This is a genomic window from Dietzia sp. B32 (assembly GCF_024732245.1).
Lineage (GTDB): Bacteria > Actinomycetota > Actinomycetes > Mycobacteriales > Mycobacteriaceae > Dietzia.
The window spans coordinates 1,549,200-1,563,973 of sequence record NZ_CP093845.1 but is presented as its reverse complement, the minus strand read 5'-3'; the positions used below and the strand labels follow the sequence as shown (position 1 = coordinate 1,563,973).

Sequence of the window (14,774 nt, the reverse complement as noted above, 5' to 3'; positions counted from 1 at the left end):
GACGCTCTTCTCGTCGAGCGGCCGGTGACGGGCCAGTCGGCGCCGGGTCAGTTGGCGACGGGTCAGTTGGCGCCGTTGCCCTCGAAGCCGGTTCCGATGAATTTCTCCAGCACGGGGGCCTCGTGGGTGATGGTGCCGTCCTCGACGCTCTCGCGGTAGGCGAGGTTGCCCACGCGGTTCGCGATCACCGGCGCGGTGCACACGGCGACGATGGCGGCCAGTACGAGCATGCCCAGGTCGATGTCCGGGAAGATCCGGATCCCGGCACCGGACAGGATCAGCACGAGGCCGAGGACCTGCGGCTTGGCGGCCGGGTGCATGCGGCTGAGGGTGTCACGGAAGCGGACGAGACCGATCGCGCTGGCCAGCGTCAGCAGCGCGCCGGCGAGCACGAACAGTGCGGAGATGATCTCCCGCAGGTCATCGGTCATGAGAGGGCCTCCTCGGGGGATCCGACGCTGTCATTGACGCGGAAGCGGGCCACGGACACCGAGCCGAGGAACGCGACCAGCGCGAGTGCGACGAGCGCGGCCGCCGGCGTGGTGTCCTTGGTCCAGGCGATGTAGACGCCGATGCCGCCCTGGGCCACGGCGACGAGCGTGTCGAGCGAGATGAGCCGATCGAGGGTGTTGGGCCCGCCCACGAGTCGGATCATGGTGGCGAACAGCGCGGCGGTCAGCGCGATGATCGCCAGACTCCACAGGATGAGCGAGAAGGTGTTCACCGGGGTGCCTCCTGGTCCTGGTCGGTGGCGGCTGCCGTGCCGGTCCCGGCGTCGTCGGCCGCGCCGGCGGTGGTCGGGGCGCTGTCGGCGGGCGCGGAGTAGTGCTCGGGACTCGGCTTCCAGTCCTCGTCGCGTTCGAACGCACGCTGGTACAGCTTCTCGATGTGCCCGGTCTGGTGACGGAACTGCTCCACCGCCTTGTCGGTACCGGCGTCGAGGACGTGGATGTACACGTACCGGGCCACGGGGTCGACGCGGACGACGATGCCGCCCGGCATGAGGTTCAGGGTGTTGACGGCCAGGGCCAGCGTGAAGTCGGACTTTAACCGCATCGGGGCGCGCAGCACCGCGGACCGCGGCGGCGCCGTGGGGCGGACCGACAACCATGCGACGGTGAACGACGACCGGACCAGGTAGTAGGCCACCACGATCACCAGCCACACCGTGGACACCGGTCGGAGTAGTCCCTCGACGGGGACGCGGGGGAGCGGGAGCACCGCCGTGACCAGAATCGACACGAGCAGGCCGGCGGCGATGGTGCCGATGTCGATGCTGCCCCACAGCAGGACCCAGGCGAAGCTCAACCACAGGATCATGAACAGGCGGGCGCCGAGCACCCGGGGCTCCAGCGTCATCTTCCGGGCCATGTCAGCGCACCCCCGTCACGGAGTCGACGTAGCGTTCGGGCGTCGCATCGGTGGGCACGGTCTCGAGGTACTCGACGCGTTCCATCAGACTCTCGGCCGCGCCGTCGGTGACCGCGAGCAGCGGGCCGGCGAAGACGGTCATCAGCAGGGACACCACGATGAGGGCCCAGGTCGGCGCGAGCATGCTCCACGGCATGCGGCCGACCTCGTCACGCTCGTCGAACTCGACGTACTCGTCGGACGGCAGCAGTGCGAGCGGCTTGGCCAGTGCGATCGCGCCCTCGGGGGCGTCGGCCCTGGGCCGCCAGAACGCCTTGGACCACACGCGGACCACGACGTACAGGGTGAGCAGGCTGGTGACCATGGCGCCCGCGACGAGCACCCACATGAGTCCGCCACCGACCTCGGCACCCGCCTGGACGACGGCGAGTTTGCCGACGAAGCCCGAGAAGGGCGGGATCCCGCCCAGGTTGAGCGCCGGGATGAGGAACGTGACGGCGAGAACCGGGCTGACGACGCCGAGCGAACCCAGACGGCGCAGGGAGGACGATCCCGCCTGGCGCTCGATCAGGCCCACGACAAGGAAGAGCGTGGTCTGCACGACGATGTGGTGGCCGACGTAGTAGATCGCGGCGCTGAGCCCGGACTCGGTGGACAGTGCGACGCCGAAGATCATGTAGCCGATGTGACTGACCAGAGTGAACGACAGTATTCGCTTGATGTCCGACTGGGCGATCGCACCGAGGATGCCGACGACCATCGTGAGCAGGCCGGCCACCAGCAGGACCCCGTCCATGCTGCCGCCGGGGAACACCAGGGTGTGGAACCGGATGATCGCGTACACGCCGACCTTGGTGAGCAGGCCCGCGAACACCGCGGTGACCGGGGCGGGCGCGGTCGGGTACGAGTCGGGCAGCCAGGTGGAGAGCGGGAACACGGCGGCCTTGATGCCGAACGCCACGAGGAACACGGCGAAGATGGTGTTCCGCAGTCCTTCGGGGACCTCCGCCATCCGGGCGGCGAGCTGGGCGAGGTTGAGCGTTCCGGCGGCGGAGTAGGTCAGTGCGATGCCCAGCAGGAAGACCATGGAGGACACCATCGACACGACGGTGTAGGACACTCCCGCGCGGACACGTTCTTGGCTGGCGCCCAGCGTGAGCAGGACGTAGGACGCGGCCAGCAGCATCTCGAACCCGACGAACAGGTTGAACAGGTCGCCTGCGATGAACGCCGCGTTGAGGCCGGCGGCCAGCGCGAGGTAGGTGGGCAGGAAGACCGAGATCGGCTGGTCACCGTCGCCGTCGCGGACGCCCTGGCCGACGGCGTAGATGATGACCGTCAGCAGGATCACGGCGGACACGCACAGCATGAGCGCGCTGAGTCGGTCCGCGACCAGGGTGATGCCGACCGGGGCGTCCCAGCCTCCCACCTGGACGGTGTGCATCCCGTGCTGCTCGGTCAGCACCAGCAGGACGCCCGAGATGACCAGGACCGCGGTCAAGGTGACGATCGTGATGAGGTTCTGGATCCGCGGGCGGCGGGAGACCACCAGACACAGGGCGGCCGCCAGCAGCGGGGCGAGGACGACTGACGGGATGAGGTAGCCGAAGAGGTCGGGGGAGATCACAGGTCCTCCTCCTTTCCGGCGTCCTTGTAGCGCTTCTCGCGCAGGTCGATTCTCCGGGCCTCGGTCTCGGCCCGGGCCTGCGCCTCCGCGCGGGCTTCTGCGGCGGCTTCGGCTTCGGCCTCCTCGAGGTCCTCGTCGTCGTAGTCGACGTGGTCACCGAGCTCGGTGGGCAGACCGGTCGTGTGGTCGTCGGAGGCGTCGCGGTCGGGCGCGGACCAGGCGTCGGTGGGGGAGCGCTGGGCGATCTTGGTGTCCTCGGCGTCGTCCGCGACCTCGTCCACGGTGGTGAACTGGTACGAGCGGTAGGCCAACGCCAGGATGAAGGCGCCGACCCCGGCGGTGATGACGATGGCGGTGAGGATCATCGCCTGGGACAGCGGATCAGAGTCGATGGAGTTGTCTCCCCAGGTCCGGTCGCGGATGGGTGGGTTCCCCGGGGCACCGCCGGCAGCCAGGATCAGGAGGTTGACGCCGTTGGACAGGATCATGATGCCCAGGAGGATCTTGATGATCGCCCGCTCGAGCAGCAGGTAGACGCCGGCGGCGCTGAGGATGCCGGCGAGGAGCAGCAGGGCGAAGTCGGCGGTCATGGCATTCCCTGGGGGGTGGAGCCCTGGTTCTCGGCGGCCTCGAGGCGTGCGGCGCGGCGGGCGGCCAGATCGGACCGCGGGGCGGCGCCGTCGACACCGGGGACGCGACGCAGGGCGGCGGTGGACGGCGAGTCGGTGGCGTCGACGTAGACGGCCCGGAGCTCCTCGAGGTCCTCGGCGTCCAGGTCGAGTCGCGCACCGAGGCTGCGGAGGATGTCGAGGACGAGTCCGACGACGATGAGGTACACGCCCGCGTCGAAGAACAGTGCCGTGACGAACTTTACGTCCCCGAACACCGGGAGCGTCCCCTCGAAGGTGGCGCTGGACAGGGGCGGTGCGCCGAAGAACATGGAGGCGGTGGCGGTGCCGGCGGCCAGCAGGAGCCCGAACCCGAGGATCCGACCCGCGTCGATCGGCACGGCCTCGCCGAGTTCGTATCGGCCACCGGCGACGTAACGCAGCACCAGTGCCAGGCCCGCCACCAGACCGCCGGCGAAGCCGCCACCGGGGTTGTTGTGCCCGGCGAAGAAGAAGAACAGGCTCAGGATCATCATGGTCGGGAAGATGAGCCTGGTGGTGACCTCGAGGACGAGGGAGCGGGCCCGCGGATCGCGGACGGTCGCGCCGACCAACCAGCGGCCGGGGGAGGCGCCGGGCGCCTCGATGACGATCCGGGCGGCTTCGATGCCGCGCCGGCCGGAGCGGGTCTTGTCGGCGTCGGCGAGGCGCGGGCCCGAACCGTAGCGCCGATTGCGGAAGACGAGGCTGGCCACACCGGTGGCGGCCACGAGCAGCACGGTGATCTCGCCGAGGGTGTCCCAGGCGCGGATGTCGACGAGGGTGACGTTGACGGCGTTGGCACCGTTGCCGATGTCGTAGGCGATGTCCGGGAAGACCCTGGACACCGCCGGATGCTGGCGGGCGTTGATGGCGTACGCGCCGACGATCACCACGAGCAGTCCCACCCCGATGCCGAGCCAGGCGCGCATCCGGCGGAAGCCGTCGGACAGCGGGACCTCGGCGGGCATGGTGCGCAGGACCAGGACGAACGCGACCATCAGCAGCGTCTCGACCAGCACCTGGGTGAGCGCCAGGTCGGGGGCGCCGTGGAAGGCGAAGATGATGGCGACGCCGTAGCCGGTGACGGACGTGCTGATCACCGCGGCGAGGCGGTTGCGCAGGACGGTGGCGGCGATCGCGGCGACGGTCATGGGGATCATGACGAACAGCACGACCGGGTTGCTCGCCAGCTCCATACGCAGGCCCTCGCGGGTGCCGACCATCAGTGACGCGAACGGGAACAGCACCAGGGTGACCAGGATGATGCCGAGCGTCAGGGGGAGCGAGCCGCGCTGGATGCTCGCGGTGAGGCGGAGCGACAGCAGGTCGAAGAAGCGGAGGACCGCGTCGTAGATGCGGTCGGCGTTACCCAGGGCGGGCGACTCGAACTGCATACGCTCGACGGTCCGCTGGGCGACGTAGAGCATCGTTCCCAGCACGTAGACGACCGCGGTGAGCGCCAGCGGGATGCCGAAGCCGTGCCACAGTCCCAGGTGGTAGTCCTCCTCGCCGCGCCACGGGCTGCCTGCCGGGAACGCGACGTCGACGAACCGGACGAGGAGGTTCTCGACGGGGGCCGACCACAGGCCGAGCACCAGGCCGGCGACGGCGAGGGCCGCGGGCACCGAGAGGAACCACGGGCTGACGGGCTTCGAACGGGCGACCGCGGGGCTGATCCCGTCCTGGAAGGACGGCTTGGCCCGGAAGGCTCCCATGACCAGTCGGGCCGTGTAGGAGAACGTGAGCACCGAGCCCAGCACCAGGCCGGCGGTGACGACGATCGACGGCATCCCGTGGAGGCGACCCTCGACCAGCACCGTGGCGAACGCGGACTCCTTGCCGATGAACCCGAGGAAGGGAGGGAGTCCGGCCATCGAGGCGGCGGCGAGGGTGAAGAACACCGCCAGTGCGGGCCGGGTGCGGCCGAGCCCCGACAGTTCGCGGATCTCGCGGGTGCCGGTGGTCTTGTCGATGACGCCGACAGCCATGAACAGGGACGATTTGAACAGCGAGTGTGCCAGCAGCATGGTGAGCCCGGCGAGCATGGTGTCCCGTGACCCGATGCCCACCAGGACCAGCAGGAAGCCCAGCTGGGAGACCGTGCCGAAGGCCAGGACCAGCTTGAGGTCCGTCTCGCGCAGTGCGCGCCAGCCGGCCATGAGGAGGGAGCCCAGACCCAGTGCGATGAGCGGGAGTTGCCACGTGGACGAGCCGGACAGTCCGGGGCTGAAGGCCGCGACGAGGAAGACCCCGGCTTTGACCATCGCGGCGGAGTGGAGGTAGGCGCTCACCGGGGTGGGGGCGGTCATGGCCCCGGGGAGCCAGAAGTGCAGGGGCGCGATGGCGGACTTGCTCGTCGCGCCGATGATGACGAGCGCGAGTGCCCAGTGGATGACGGCTCCGGACGGCGGGGCCGCGACGATGTCGCTGAGCAGGTACGACCCGGCCTCCTGCGCGAGGATGATCATGCCGACGAGCATCGCCAGGCCGCCGAGGGTGGTGACGAGTAGTGCCTGGGTGGCGGCGCGGCGGGACGAGGCGCGCTCCGCGTAGTGGCCGACCAACAGGAAGCTCAGTACGGAGGTGATCTCCCAGAAGATGTAGAGCAGGATCATGTTGTCGGCCACGACCAGGCCGAACATGACGCCCGCGAAGGCGACGAGCTCTGCCGCGAACAGGTGGAGACGTGGTTCGGAGTCGTCGAAGTACCAGGTGCAGTAGAACAGGACCAGCGCGCCCACGCCGAGCGCGATGAGGGACATCAGCGCGGACAGCGCGTCCATCCGCAGGTCCAGCGTGAGATGGATCCCCGGGGCCCACTGGAGGGACTCCGTAGGCACCCGGTCGAGGTTGGCCGCGACCCACACCGCACCGGCGGCGGGGACCACGGCCAGGAGGGGAAAGGCGCGACGGCCGAGCCTCAACACCAGCGGGATCGCGATCAGGGCGGCCACGGCGTGGGCCGCGAGGATCACGATCACCGGCGGCTCCTCTCCTTGCGTCGAACGGACGACGACATGCGGACGCACCCGCCGCGAGACGGCGGGAAGCCGGTGGTCGACCGGGGCGTGGTTTCGGGTATCACTTTACAGAACAGTGTTTCCGGACCACCTTCAGCGCAGGTGAAGGCGGGTAGCGGCGCTGAGGAGTGCGGCGATGGAGGCCTCGGAGGAGGTCTGGCCGAACCCGAGGGCCCACGTCTCGCGCCGCCCGCAGCCGGCCCGCAGGATGGTGCACCACGACTCGGTGTCCCCGAACGAGTGGTCCCCGTACCGGTGGCCCTCGTACTGGTGGAACCGCTCGATCTCCGTGCGTGCGCCGACCCGCCCCAGCATGTCGGACATCGCGGTGAGGTCACCACAGGATTCGGTGGTCAGGCGGTGGGCTGTGAACTCCCCGGGTGCGTCCCCCGGCGCGCGGGTGGCCAGGATCGCCTCGTACGCGGTGATGCCCCGGCCCAGCGGGCGGCGGGAGAGGTCCGCGAGATGGAAGTGGTCGGACGACGGGGCGTAGGTGTCGACCAGCGTGCGCCAGTCCAGCCCCGCGGCCTCGGCGGCGAACCCGCGCGGCAGTCGACGGCCGAATCGCTCGGCGAAGGGACACGTGGGTGTGGCGGAGGTGGCACGGTGGCCGAGAGGGGGATTCGCGGTGGGATACATGGTGTTCTCGCTTCTCGTACGTCGGTGCGGTGACCGACGAGAAGGAGTAACCACGCAACGGGGGTGCCGGTCTGTCAGGCCCCGTTACGTCCGGTTACTACGAGAATCTTCCGCATGGCTACACACTGTAGGTGGCCGCTGTGGACCACGGCAAGCCCATGACCCTCAGCTCTCGCGCCGTTCGGCGTACTGTCGCAGGTCCTCCACCTGTACCGGGTCGAGGGAGGGCTTGACCGCGCGGCGGGCCCGCGCCACGTCGTCGGCGGTGACCTCGGCCGCGTCGATGTCGCGTCGCATCGCGGTCAGTGCGGACTCCCGCAGAAGCGCCGCGCAGTCCGCGGCCGAGTAACCGTCCAGGTCGGCGGCGAGCTGTGCCAGGTCGACGTCCTCGGCCAGCGGGACGTCGCGGCCCGCGGCGCGGAGGATGTCGGCGCGGGCCGCGGCGTCCGGCGGGGGGACGAACACCAGCCGCTCGAGCCGCCCCGGACGCAACAGGGCGGGGTCGATGAGCTCGGGCCGGTTGGTCGCGCCGAGGATCACGACGTCGCCCAGGGGCTCCGCGCCGTCGAGTTCGGTGAGCAGGGCTGCGACCACGCGGTCGCCGACGCCCGAGTCGCCGGACTGGCCCCGGCGCGGGGCCAGGGCGTCGATCTCGTCGAGGAACACCAGCGACGGCGCCGAGTCACGTGCCTTGCGGAACAGGTCGCGCACGGCCTTCTCCGACGACCCGACCCACTTGTCCATCAGCTCGGCACCCTTGACCATGTGGACGGTCAGACGGCCGCTCGAGGCGAGGGCCCGGACGACGAACGTCTTGCCGCAGCCCGGCGGGCCGTACAGCAGGACACCCCGCGGCGGCTGCACTCCCAGCCGTTCGAAGGAGTCCCGGTGCTGCAGCGGCCAGAGCACGGTCTCTGTGAGCGCCTGACGCACCTCCTCCATGTCCCCGACGTCGTCGAGGGTGATGGACCCCAGGCTCAGTTCCTCCGTGCCGGACCTCGACAGCGGCCGGATCACACTGATCGCGCCCAGGAGGTCGTCCTGTTCGAGGCGTGCGGACGAGAGGGCGGTGGCGTCGTCCCCCGACGCCCGCCCGGCCGCGCGCAGGGCTGCTTCCCGGGTGAGCGCCCGGAGGTCGCCGGCGACGTATCCGGGCGTGCGGTCGGCGACGGCCGCGAGGTCCACCGTGGCGGTGGGGACGTCGCGGAGCATGACCTCCAGCAGCGCCGCGCGGTCGGCCGCGTCCGGCAGGGGCAGGTCCAGGACGCGGTCACAGACGTCGGGCTCGCGCAGCCGCGCGTCGGCGGCCTCGGGGTGCACGCACGTCGCCACCAGCACCGATCCGGGCGTGGCGACCACCGAGCGGAGCCGGTCGAGGACCAGGGTGGACACGGGCTCGGCCTCGGCGGGGAGCAGCGCGTCGATGTCGGTGACCAGCAGGATCCCGCCGCCGTCCCGGGTTCGCTCGGCGGCTGCACGGACCGCCTCCAGTCGCGAGGCGGGGTCGAGGGCGCCGACCGACGGCCCGTCGAGCACCTCGAGTCGACGGTCCCCCGCGACGGAGCGGACCAAAGTCGCCTTGCCGACCCCGGGAGGGCCGGCGACCAGGACCCCGAGGTGCGGCGACGCGCCCAGCGTCCGCAGCAGCTCCGATCGGTCCAGCGCGAGCGAGAGCCACTGCTCCAACACCTCGGCCCGGTCGGCGACGCCCACGAGGTCCTCCCGCGCGACGGCCGTGATGGCCGAACCGCCGGCCGCACCGGTGGGTTCGGCCATCCCCGGTCCGCGGGATCCCACGGCGGCGGGAGCGGACGGGCCGGCCGTGTTCGTCGTCGATCCCGCTCCGGTCACCACCGCGGTGGTGGGCTGGATGGAGACGATCCCGTCCGGCACGGTCGCGGTGACGGTGAGCAGTTCGGTGCTCCATGCCGCGCCCATGGTGTTGCGCAGGGTGCGGGTGGTGTCGGAGGTGGGGAAGTCGGGGCCGAGGTCGCGCGGCATGAGCGTGACCGAGTCGCCGACGCGCACCACCTTGCCCAGCAGCGCCGAGCGCAGCACCCGCTCGGCGACGCCGCGGCCGGCCGGCGGGAGGCCCTGGACCTCGATGGACTGCGCGCCCGTCACCTGTGCGGCCCGCACGGTCACCCGGGCGTCCTCACCCAGCCCGCAGTTGGCGGCCACCACCTCGTCGACCACCAGAACCCCGCTCGGAGCGCCCCTGGGTGCCGCGGCGACCACGGCGCCGGTGGTGCGGGCGCCGATGATCTCGATGGCGTCCCACTCCCGCATCCCGAGCGCGAGGATCACCTCCGGGTGCGCGCGGACGATCCCCCGTCGGGAGTCGGCAGCGGACGCGGACAGTCGCAGGGTCAGGTCGAGATCCGGGCGGGGGTTCACGGAGGTGAGCGTATCGCGGCCGTCACCGGGCCCCCTGCGCCCCGGCGCGGCTACAGCGCGCCGCGGATGGCGTTCCAGGCGACGGGGATCTGGCGCGAGTAGTAGGACCAGTTGTGCAGCCCGGTGGGCAGGTGGTCGATCTTTGCCGGGATGCGCAGTTCGCGCAGGCGACGGTCCGCCGCGCGCGTGCACTGCCCGGTGGCCTGCTCGAGCGCCATGCCGGCGACGAAGTTGGCGGCGTCGTCGTTGTAGTCCTCCCAGTCGCCCGGGTTGGCCACGCCCGTGCCGGACGAGAGGTAGATCGCCTTTCCGCGCAACTGCTCCGCGTTGATCAGCGCGTCATGGGCCGCCCATTGCGCGTTGCCCGGCTCGCCCCACATGTTGGTCAGCGTCGCGCCGCGGCTCTCCACGGTGTAGCGGGTGAGGATCTGGCCGAGCGCGTCGGTGGAGTAGCAGCCCGAGACGCCGAACACGGCCCGGTAGAGATCGGGGTGGCGCGTCGCGATGGTCACGGCCGCTCCGGCGCCCATCGAGATGCCGCCGATCGCGCGGCTGCGACTGGTGCTGACCTGGGGCTCGATCAGGGCGGGCAGGTCGCGGGTGATGAAGGCCTCCCACTTGCTGATGCCCAGCACCGGGTCGGGCTCGTTCCAGTCCGCCCACATCGACCCCTGGCCGCCGGTCGGGATGACGAGGTTGACGTTCTCGTCGCGGAACTGCTCGGCCGCGCCCCACTGCATGAAGCCGCTCGGGAGTTCGGAGCCGACGCCGTCGAGGAGGTACAGGAACGGCGCGTTGCGGTTGCCGTCGGGCGCGCGGTGGACCTCGACCGTGATCCCGCGCTTCATGTCGGCCGAGTCGATGAGCCACCGTTCGTAGCGACCGTCGACGTCCTTGCGCACGACACGGGTCTCGGTGATGTTCGGGTTGGGTTGCGGTGCCGGCGGCGGTGGGCCGGCGAACATGTTGGGGGAAAAACCGAGTCGGTTGGCGATGCCCATCATCGAGGACCCGGACGAGCCCGGCAGGTTGCCGAGGTAGAGGAGCTGGCTGAGGCTCTCCGGCGAGACCGCGCCGAGAGCGCCGTTGGCGATCTGCTCCGGGCTGATCGATCCCGGTAGCGCCTGCGCCTGCGCCGGTGCGGGGAGCAGCCCCACCGTCAGTGCGGCGGCGGCAGCGGTCGCGAGGAGGGCGCGGCCTGCGCGGTGGGCGAGTGCGGGCACGGACATGGCAGCTCCTTCTCACTGGCGGCGCGGATCGACTGCCGCCACTGGAGCCATTATCGGCTCTTCCCGTCACACTGTTACCGGTCGGTCTCAGCGGTAGCGCTGCAGGAACGCCGCCTCCGCCAGTGCGATGCGCTCGATCTCCCGCGGATCGACGCTCTCGTCGGGGGAGTGGATCGCGGCCGCGGGGTCCTCGACGCCGAACAATGCGATGCTCGCGTCGGGATGCGCCCGCTGCAGCGCTGTGCACAGCGGGATCGATCCGCCGGAGCCCACCACGGCGACCTCATCCGCGCCGTAGGCCTGCGCCAGGCACTGCGAGAGCAGGTCGTGCACCGGGTCCGAGCCGCCGGCCGGGACCGAGCGGAACGGGTGGCCGACGGTCTCCTTCTCGACGGTCACCCGGGCGTTCCACGGGCGCCTCCGCTCGATGTGCTCGACCAGCAACTGCTGCGCGTCCTCCGGTTCCATCCCCGGCGGCACCCGCAGGTTGACCAGGGCGCGGGCCCGCGGCTGGACCGCGGCGATCGCGCCCTCGACCGGAGGGCAGTCGATGCCCAGCACGGTCACCGCGGGGCGGGACCACACCAGGTCCGCGAGCGGTGCCGCCGTCGAGACCCCGACCCCCTCGAGGACCCCGGCGTCGCCGCGGAAGGTCTCCTCGGGATAGGCCTGCCCGTCCCACTCGCCGGAGAAGTCCAGGCCGTCGACGGTCGTGGCGCCGGAGTGGGGGTCGCGCATCGAGGACAGGATCGAGATGAGGGCGGCCAGCGCATCCGGCGCCGCGCCCCCGAACTGTCCGGAGTGGACCCCGGCCTCCATGGTGTCGACGACGACGACGACGTTCGCGATCCCCCGGAGGCTGGTCGTGAGCGTGGGGGTGCCGACCGAGACGTTCCCGGAATCGGCGATGAGGATCGCGTCCGCCGCCACCAGGTCGGGCCGATCGGCCACGAGATCGTCCAACCCCCCTCCGCCGGTCTCCTCGGAGCCCTCCACGACGAGTCGGATCCCCAGGCCGTCCAGCGGGTCCGGCCCGGGGGCGCCGCCCTCGTCGTCGTCACCCATCGCGGCGAGGGCGCGCAGAGCGGCGAGGTGGACGACGAGGTTGCCCTTGCAGTCCGCGGCCCCCCGGCCGTACCACCGGCCGTCGCGGTCGGTCAGCTCCCAGGGGGAGGACGTCCACTCGCCGGGGTCCCCCGACGGCTGGACGTCGTAATGGCTGTACAGCAGCACCGTCGGTCGGCCGGGCGCGGCCGGGCGGTGGGCGAACACCGCGCGCGACCCGTCGGATGTCTCGATCACCTCGACGGACTCGGGTCCGAGGCCGGGGATCGGTAGGTCCGCGAGCAGCGCGCGGACCAGCTCACAGGCCTGTGCGCAGGCCTCCGGCTCGGCACCGTGCACCGACGGCAGGGTCACGAGGTCGGCCAGGTCGGAGCGGGCCCGGTCGAGCTGGGCGGCGACCGCGGCGGCGAGCGGGGCGAGGTCGGGGTGGGCATCGGCGAACGCGGGGGAGACGGCCATGCACCCAGAGTAGTTCGCGCGTCCGACACGAATCGCAACATGAACGGAAAGTGAACGGAGCATGAAGTATGGTGGGGACATGAGTAGCTTTGTGATCGTCGTCACCCCGACCGAGGGGGAGTTTCGTGAGCTCGCGAGCCTCGACGAGCTGCCGGCGCACGTGCGGGCGGACCTCGAGGCCCTGCGGGACGAGGTGTCCGAGCGGTTCCCGGAGGCCGAGGCGATCGGCGAGACCGGTGCTCTGTGCTCGCGACCGGAGATCGAGGGCGTCGGCGTCGTCATCCGGCCCGAGGTCATCACGCGCCCACTCGTGGTCAACGCCGTCATGCGCTTCGCCGCGCCGCGCCAGCTCCGCGTCACGTCGCCCGAGCTGGGACTGGTGGCCGACCCGCGGGAGCGCATCGACATCGACGTCCACCGTCGACCCGCGATGACGGGTGCGGGGATCGCGGACCACGCGGTCCGCGGACGGCCGCGCGGGACCCTGCCGTGGGTCACCCGTGAACTCCTGTCCCAGCTCATCGGCAAGTTGATGATCGACGGCGACCGGCTGGAGCTCGGGGTCGACGACGAGCGTTGGTTCCGCTATGAACGCTCCGGTCGGACCCTGCTGATCGAGGCATCGGACGGACCGGACGTCCCCCGATACCGGCTGGCCGTCCCGGTGGATGCTGCCGATACCGCCGCAGATGCCGGGTGGGCGTGGGCGCGGTGCGACCAGAACTGGGCGGGGTGTCTCGCGGGAGACGCCCCGGCCTCGGACGGAGACGCGAGTCCCGCGGCGGACGGCACGGGCGACAGGGGCAGGGCGACCGCGGCCTGACGCCGACGGCCGAGCCGACGTCACACGGAGTTCTCGTAGCGCAACGACGCCACCACGGCGTCGACCGTCTCGGTCGGCTGGACGCCGGGTTCTCCCTCGTCGGACATCAGGACGAACACGATGGAGGCGGGTGCGCCGTCCGGCCCCCGTGTGGACACCGCGACGGTGTCGAAGCGGATGGTCGGAGGCGTGCAGGCGTTGCGTGGCGGCCGAACCTCTCCCCGCAGTGACACGTACCAGGCGGGCACCCCCGAGACTCCGATGCTGCGGGCCTCGGGGACGGGGACGTCGGCACCGGCCTCGGTGAACCGCCGGTCGATCGAGTCCGCCATGGCGCGGGACGCGGACTCGGCCTGCTCACGCGCCTCACCGGGCAGGACCGTCGCGCTGATGCCGGCCAGCGTCCGGAAGCTCAGGCCCCCGAGTCGGCAGTAGCCCCGGTCGGCGATCGCGTTGGCGGTGGTGACGTACCCCGAGCCCCAGTCGGACCCGGGATCACCGCCCTCGGTGTCGCCGCCGAGGGGATCCCCGACCTCCCACCCGGGCGGAACCGAGTACACGAGCCCGGTGGGACTGCGCACGTCCTGCCAGTCGGCGGGTGGGGGACCGGCGGCCAGGGTGGGCCCGGGCTGCTCACGGGTGGGCTCGTCGGCGTCGTCGACGCCCCCCGGCCACAGGGCGCACCCGGAGAGCGACGCGACGAGGGAACCGGCGACGAGGGCCGTGGCGGCCCGGGTCATCCCGGGTCAGCCCCGCTCGGCGAGGGCCTTGATGCGCTGCAGGGAGGCGGACACGCCCCGGTCCATCTCGCTGGTGAACGACCGCTGGCCACCGAAGAGCTTGTCGGTGAGGAACCGGGAGATGAAGGTGAGCCCGTCCGGGACCTCGCGGCGCTCGGTGAGGAGGGTGCCGCCGGACGGGGTGGGCTCGAGTTCGAACACCCATACCGTGGTGTTCTCCGTGATGCGGTTCGCGAAACGTCGACCGGGCTCGAACTCCACCACACGACTGGTCGTGGGCCAGAGGAGCGGCCCCCGCTTGTTGAGGTTCAGTGCCCATGTCCCCTTGGTGGTGCGGCCGCCGAGGGCGAGGATCTTCCAGGCCTGGCTGCTCCACTGGGTGGCGTTGCGGACCTCGGAGATGACCTCCCAGACCCGGGCCGGTGGGGCGTCGATCTCGATGGAACTCTCGATGGCGCCTTCGGTGGCGGCTTCGGTGGGCATTGACGGGCCTTTCCGACGGATGGCTGGGACGGCGTCTCGATGGTAGGGCAGGGCAGGGGCGGATGAGGGGCGTTCGCCGAGCGCGAACTTCCGATCCGGGCCTTTGCACTCGTCGGGGGCGAGTGCTAGAAAAGCGATTGGCACTCGGCTACCCTGAGTGCCAGCAAGATCTGAGAACTGAGGTCGCAAGGTGAGGCGCGGATCCGACACGGTCCGCACCGTCCGTCGCGGGCACCGACGCTGACCACGTGCGTGTCACCCCATACCCGGA

The 14,774-nt window shown here is 71.2% G+C and carries 13 protein-coding genes; 1 reads left to right on the top strand and 12 read right to left on the bottom strand.

Annotation, left to right across the window (positions count from 1 at the left end; all coding sequences use genetic code 11):
- Positions 1-62 precede the first annotated feature (62 nt).
- The 10 genes from L8M95_RS07485 to L8M95_RS07440 form a co-directional block, all read right to left on the bottom strand.
- Positions 63-431 (bottom strand): monovalent cation/H(+) antiporter subunit G, encoded by a 369-nt coding sequence (locus L8M95_RS07485; protein WP_260488853.1) that lies wholly within the window; start codon positions 429-431, stop codon positions 63-65.
- Positions 428-724, bottom strand: coding sequence for a monovalent cation/H+ antiporter complex subunit F (locus tag L8M95_RS07480; RefSeq protein ID WP_260488852.1), 297 nt, complete (start codon positions 722-724; stop codon positions 428-430). The genes L8M95_RS07485 and L8M95_RS07480 overlap by 4 nt, the downstream gene beginning before the upstream one ends.
- Entirely contained in the window at positions 721-1,371 is a 651-nt protein-coding gene (locus tag L8M95_RS07475) for a Na+/H+ antiporter subunit E (RefSeq protein ID WP_260488851.1), read from the bottom strand. The genes L8M95_RS07480 and L8M95_RS07475 overlap by 4 nt, the downstream gene beginning before the upstream one ends.
- Before the next feature lies 1 nt (position 1,372).
- Positions 1,373-2,998, bottom strand: a complete 1,626-nt coding sequence (locus tag L8M95_RS07470; RefSeq protein WP_260488850.1) for a Na+/H+ antiporter subunit D — start codon at positions 2,996-2,998, stop codon at positions 1,373-1,375.
- Positions 2,995-3,588, bottom strand: a complete 594-nt coding sequence (locus tag L8M95_RS07465; protein WP_260488849.1) for a Na(+)/H(+) antiporter subunit C — start codon at positions 3,586-3,588, stop codon at positions 2,995-2,997. The genes L8M95_RS07470 and L8M95_RS07465 overlap by 4 nt, the downstream gene beginning before the upstream one ends.
- Positions 3,585-6,629, bottom strand: a complete 3,045-nt coding sequence (locus tag L8M95_RS07460; protein WP_260488848.1) for a Na+/H+ antiporter subunit A — start codon at positions 6,627-6,629, stop codon at positions 3,585-3,587. Before L8M95_RS07460 ends, L8M95_RS07465 begins: the two co-directional genes overlap by 4 nt.
- A 132-nt stretch (positions 6,630-6,761) precedes the next feature.
- Complete coding sequence (locus L8M95_RS07455) at positions 6,762-7,307, bottom strand: hypothetical protein (RefSeq protein WP_260488847.1); 546 nt, start codon at positions 7,305-7,307, stop codon at positions 6,762-6,764.
- A gap of 165 nt (positions 7,308-7,472) precedes the next feature.
- A complete protein-coding gene (locus L8M95_RS07450) occupies positions 7,473-9,704 on the bottom strand; it encodes an AAA family ATPase (protein WP_260488846.1) in 2,232 nt (743 codons plus the stop codon).
- 50 nt (positions 9,705-9,754) lie between these two features.
- A complete protein-coding gene (locus tag L8M95_RS07445) occupies positions 9,755-10,933 on the bottom strand; it encodes an alpha/beta hydrolase family protein (protein ID WP_260488845.1) in 1,179 nt (392 codons plus the stop codon).
- 87 nt (positions 10,934-11,020) lie between these two features.
- On the bottom strand, positions 11,021-12,457 hold the full coding sequence (locus tag L8M95_RS07440) for a M20/M25/M40 family metallo-hydrolase (RefSeq protein ID WP_260488844.1): 1,437 nt from the start codon (positions 12,455-12,457) through the stop codon (positions 11,021-11,023).
- Positions 12,458-12,536: 79 nt separating this feature from the next.
- Here L8M95_RS07440 and L8M95_RS07435 point away from each other — a divergent pair, with 79 nt between their 5' ends.
- A complete protein-coding gene (locus tag L8M95_RS07435; protein WP_260488843.1) occupies positions 12,537-13,280 on the top strand; it encodes a hypothetical protein in 744 nt (247 codons plus the stop codon).
- A 20-nt stretch (positions 13,281-13,300) separates the two neighbouring features.
- On the opposite strand, the gene L8M95_RS07430 is transcribed toward L8M95_RS07435, so the two are convergent.
- Entirely contained in the window at positions 13,301-14,020 is a 720-nt protein-coding gene (locus L8M95_RS07430; RefSeq protein WP_260488842.1) for a hypothetical protein, read from the bottom strand.
- A 6-nt stretch (positions 14,021-14,026) separates the two neighbouring features.
- Positions 14,027-14,503, bottom strand: a complete 477-nt coding sequence (locus L8M95_RS07425) for an SRPBCC family protein (protein ID WP_260488841.1) — start codon at positions 14,501-14,503, stop codon at positions 14,027-14,029.
- Between the last annotated feature and the right edge of the window lie 271 nt (positions 14,504-14,774).

Excerpts from the sequence above, each read along its gene's own strand:
- L8M95_RS07485 (WP_260488853.1), bottom strand. The coding sequence starts at position 431 with ATGACCGATGACCTGCGGGAGATCATCTCCGCACTGTTCGTGCTCGCC.
- L8M95_RS07475 (WP_260488851.1), bottom strand. The coding sequence starts at position 1,371 with ATGGCCCGGAAGATGACGCTGGAGCCCCGGGTGCTCGGCGCCCGCCTG.
- L8M95_RS07465 (WP_260488849.1), bottom strand. The coding sequence starts at position 3,588 with ATGACCGCCGACTTCGCCCTGCTGCTCCTCGCCGGCATCCTCAGCGCC.
- L8M95_RS07455 (WP_260488847.1), bottom strand. The coding sequence starts at position 7,307 with ATGTATCCCACCGCGAATCCCCCTCTCGGCCACCGTGCCACCTCCGCC.
- L8M95_RS07445 (WP_260488845.1), bottom strand. The coding sequence starts at position 10,933 with ATGTCCGTGCCCGCACTCGCCCACCGCGCAGGCCGCGCCCTCCTCGCG.
- L8M95_RS07440 (WP_260488844.1), bottom strand. The coding sequence starts at position 12,457 with ATGGCCGTCTCCCCCGCGTTCGCCGATGCCCACCCCGACCTCGCCCCG.
- L8M95_RS07435 (WP_260488843.1), top strand. The coding sequence starts at position 12,537 with ATGAGTAGCTTTGTGATCGTCGTCACCCCGACCGAGGGGGAGTTTCGT.
- L8M95_RS07430 (WP_260488842.1), bottom strand. The coding sequence starts at position 14,020 with ATGACCCGGGCCGCCACGGCCCTCGTCGCCGGTTCCCTCGTCGCGTCG.
- L8M95_RS07425 (WP_260488841.1), bottom strand. The coding sequence starts at position 14,503 with ATGCCCACCGAAGCCGCCACCGAAGGCGCCATCGAGAGTTCCATCGAG.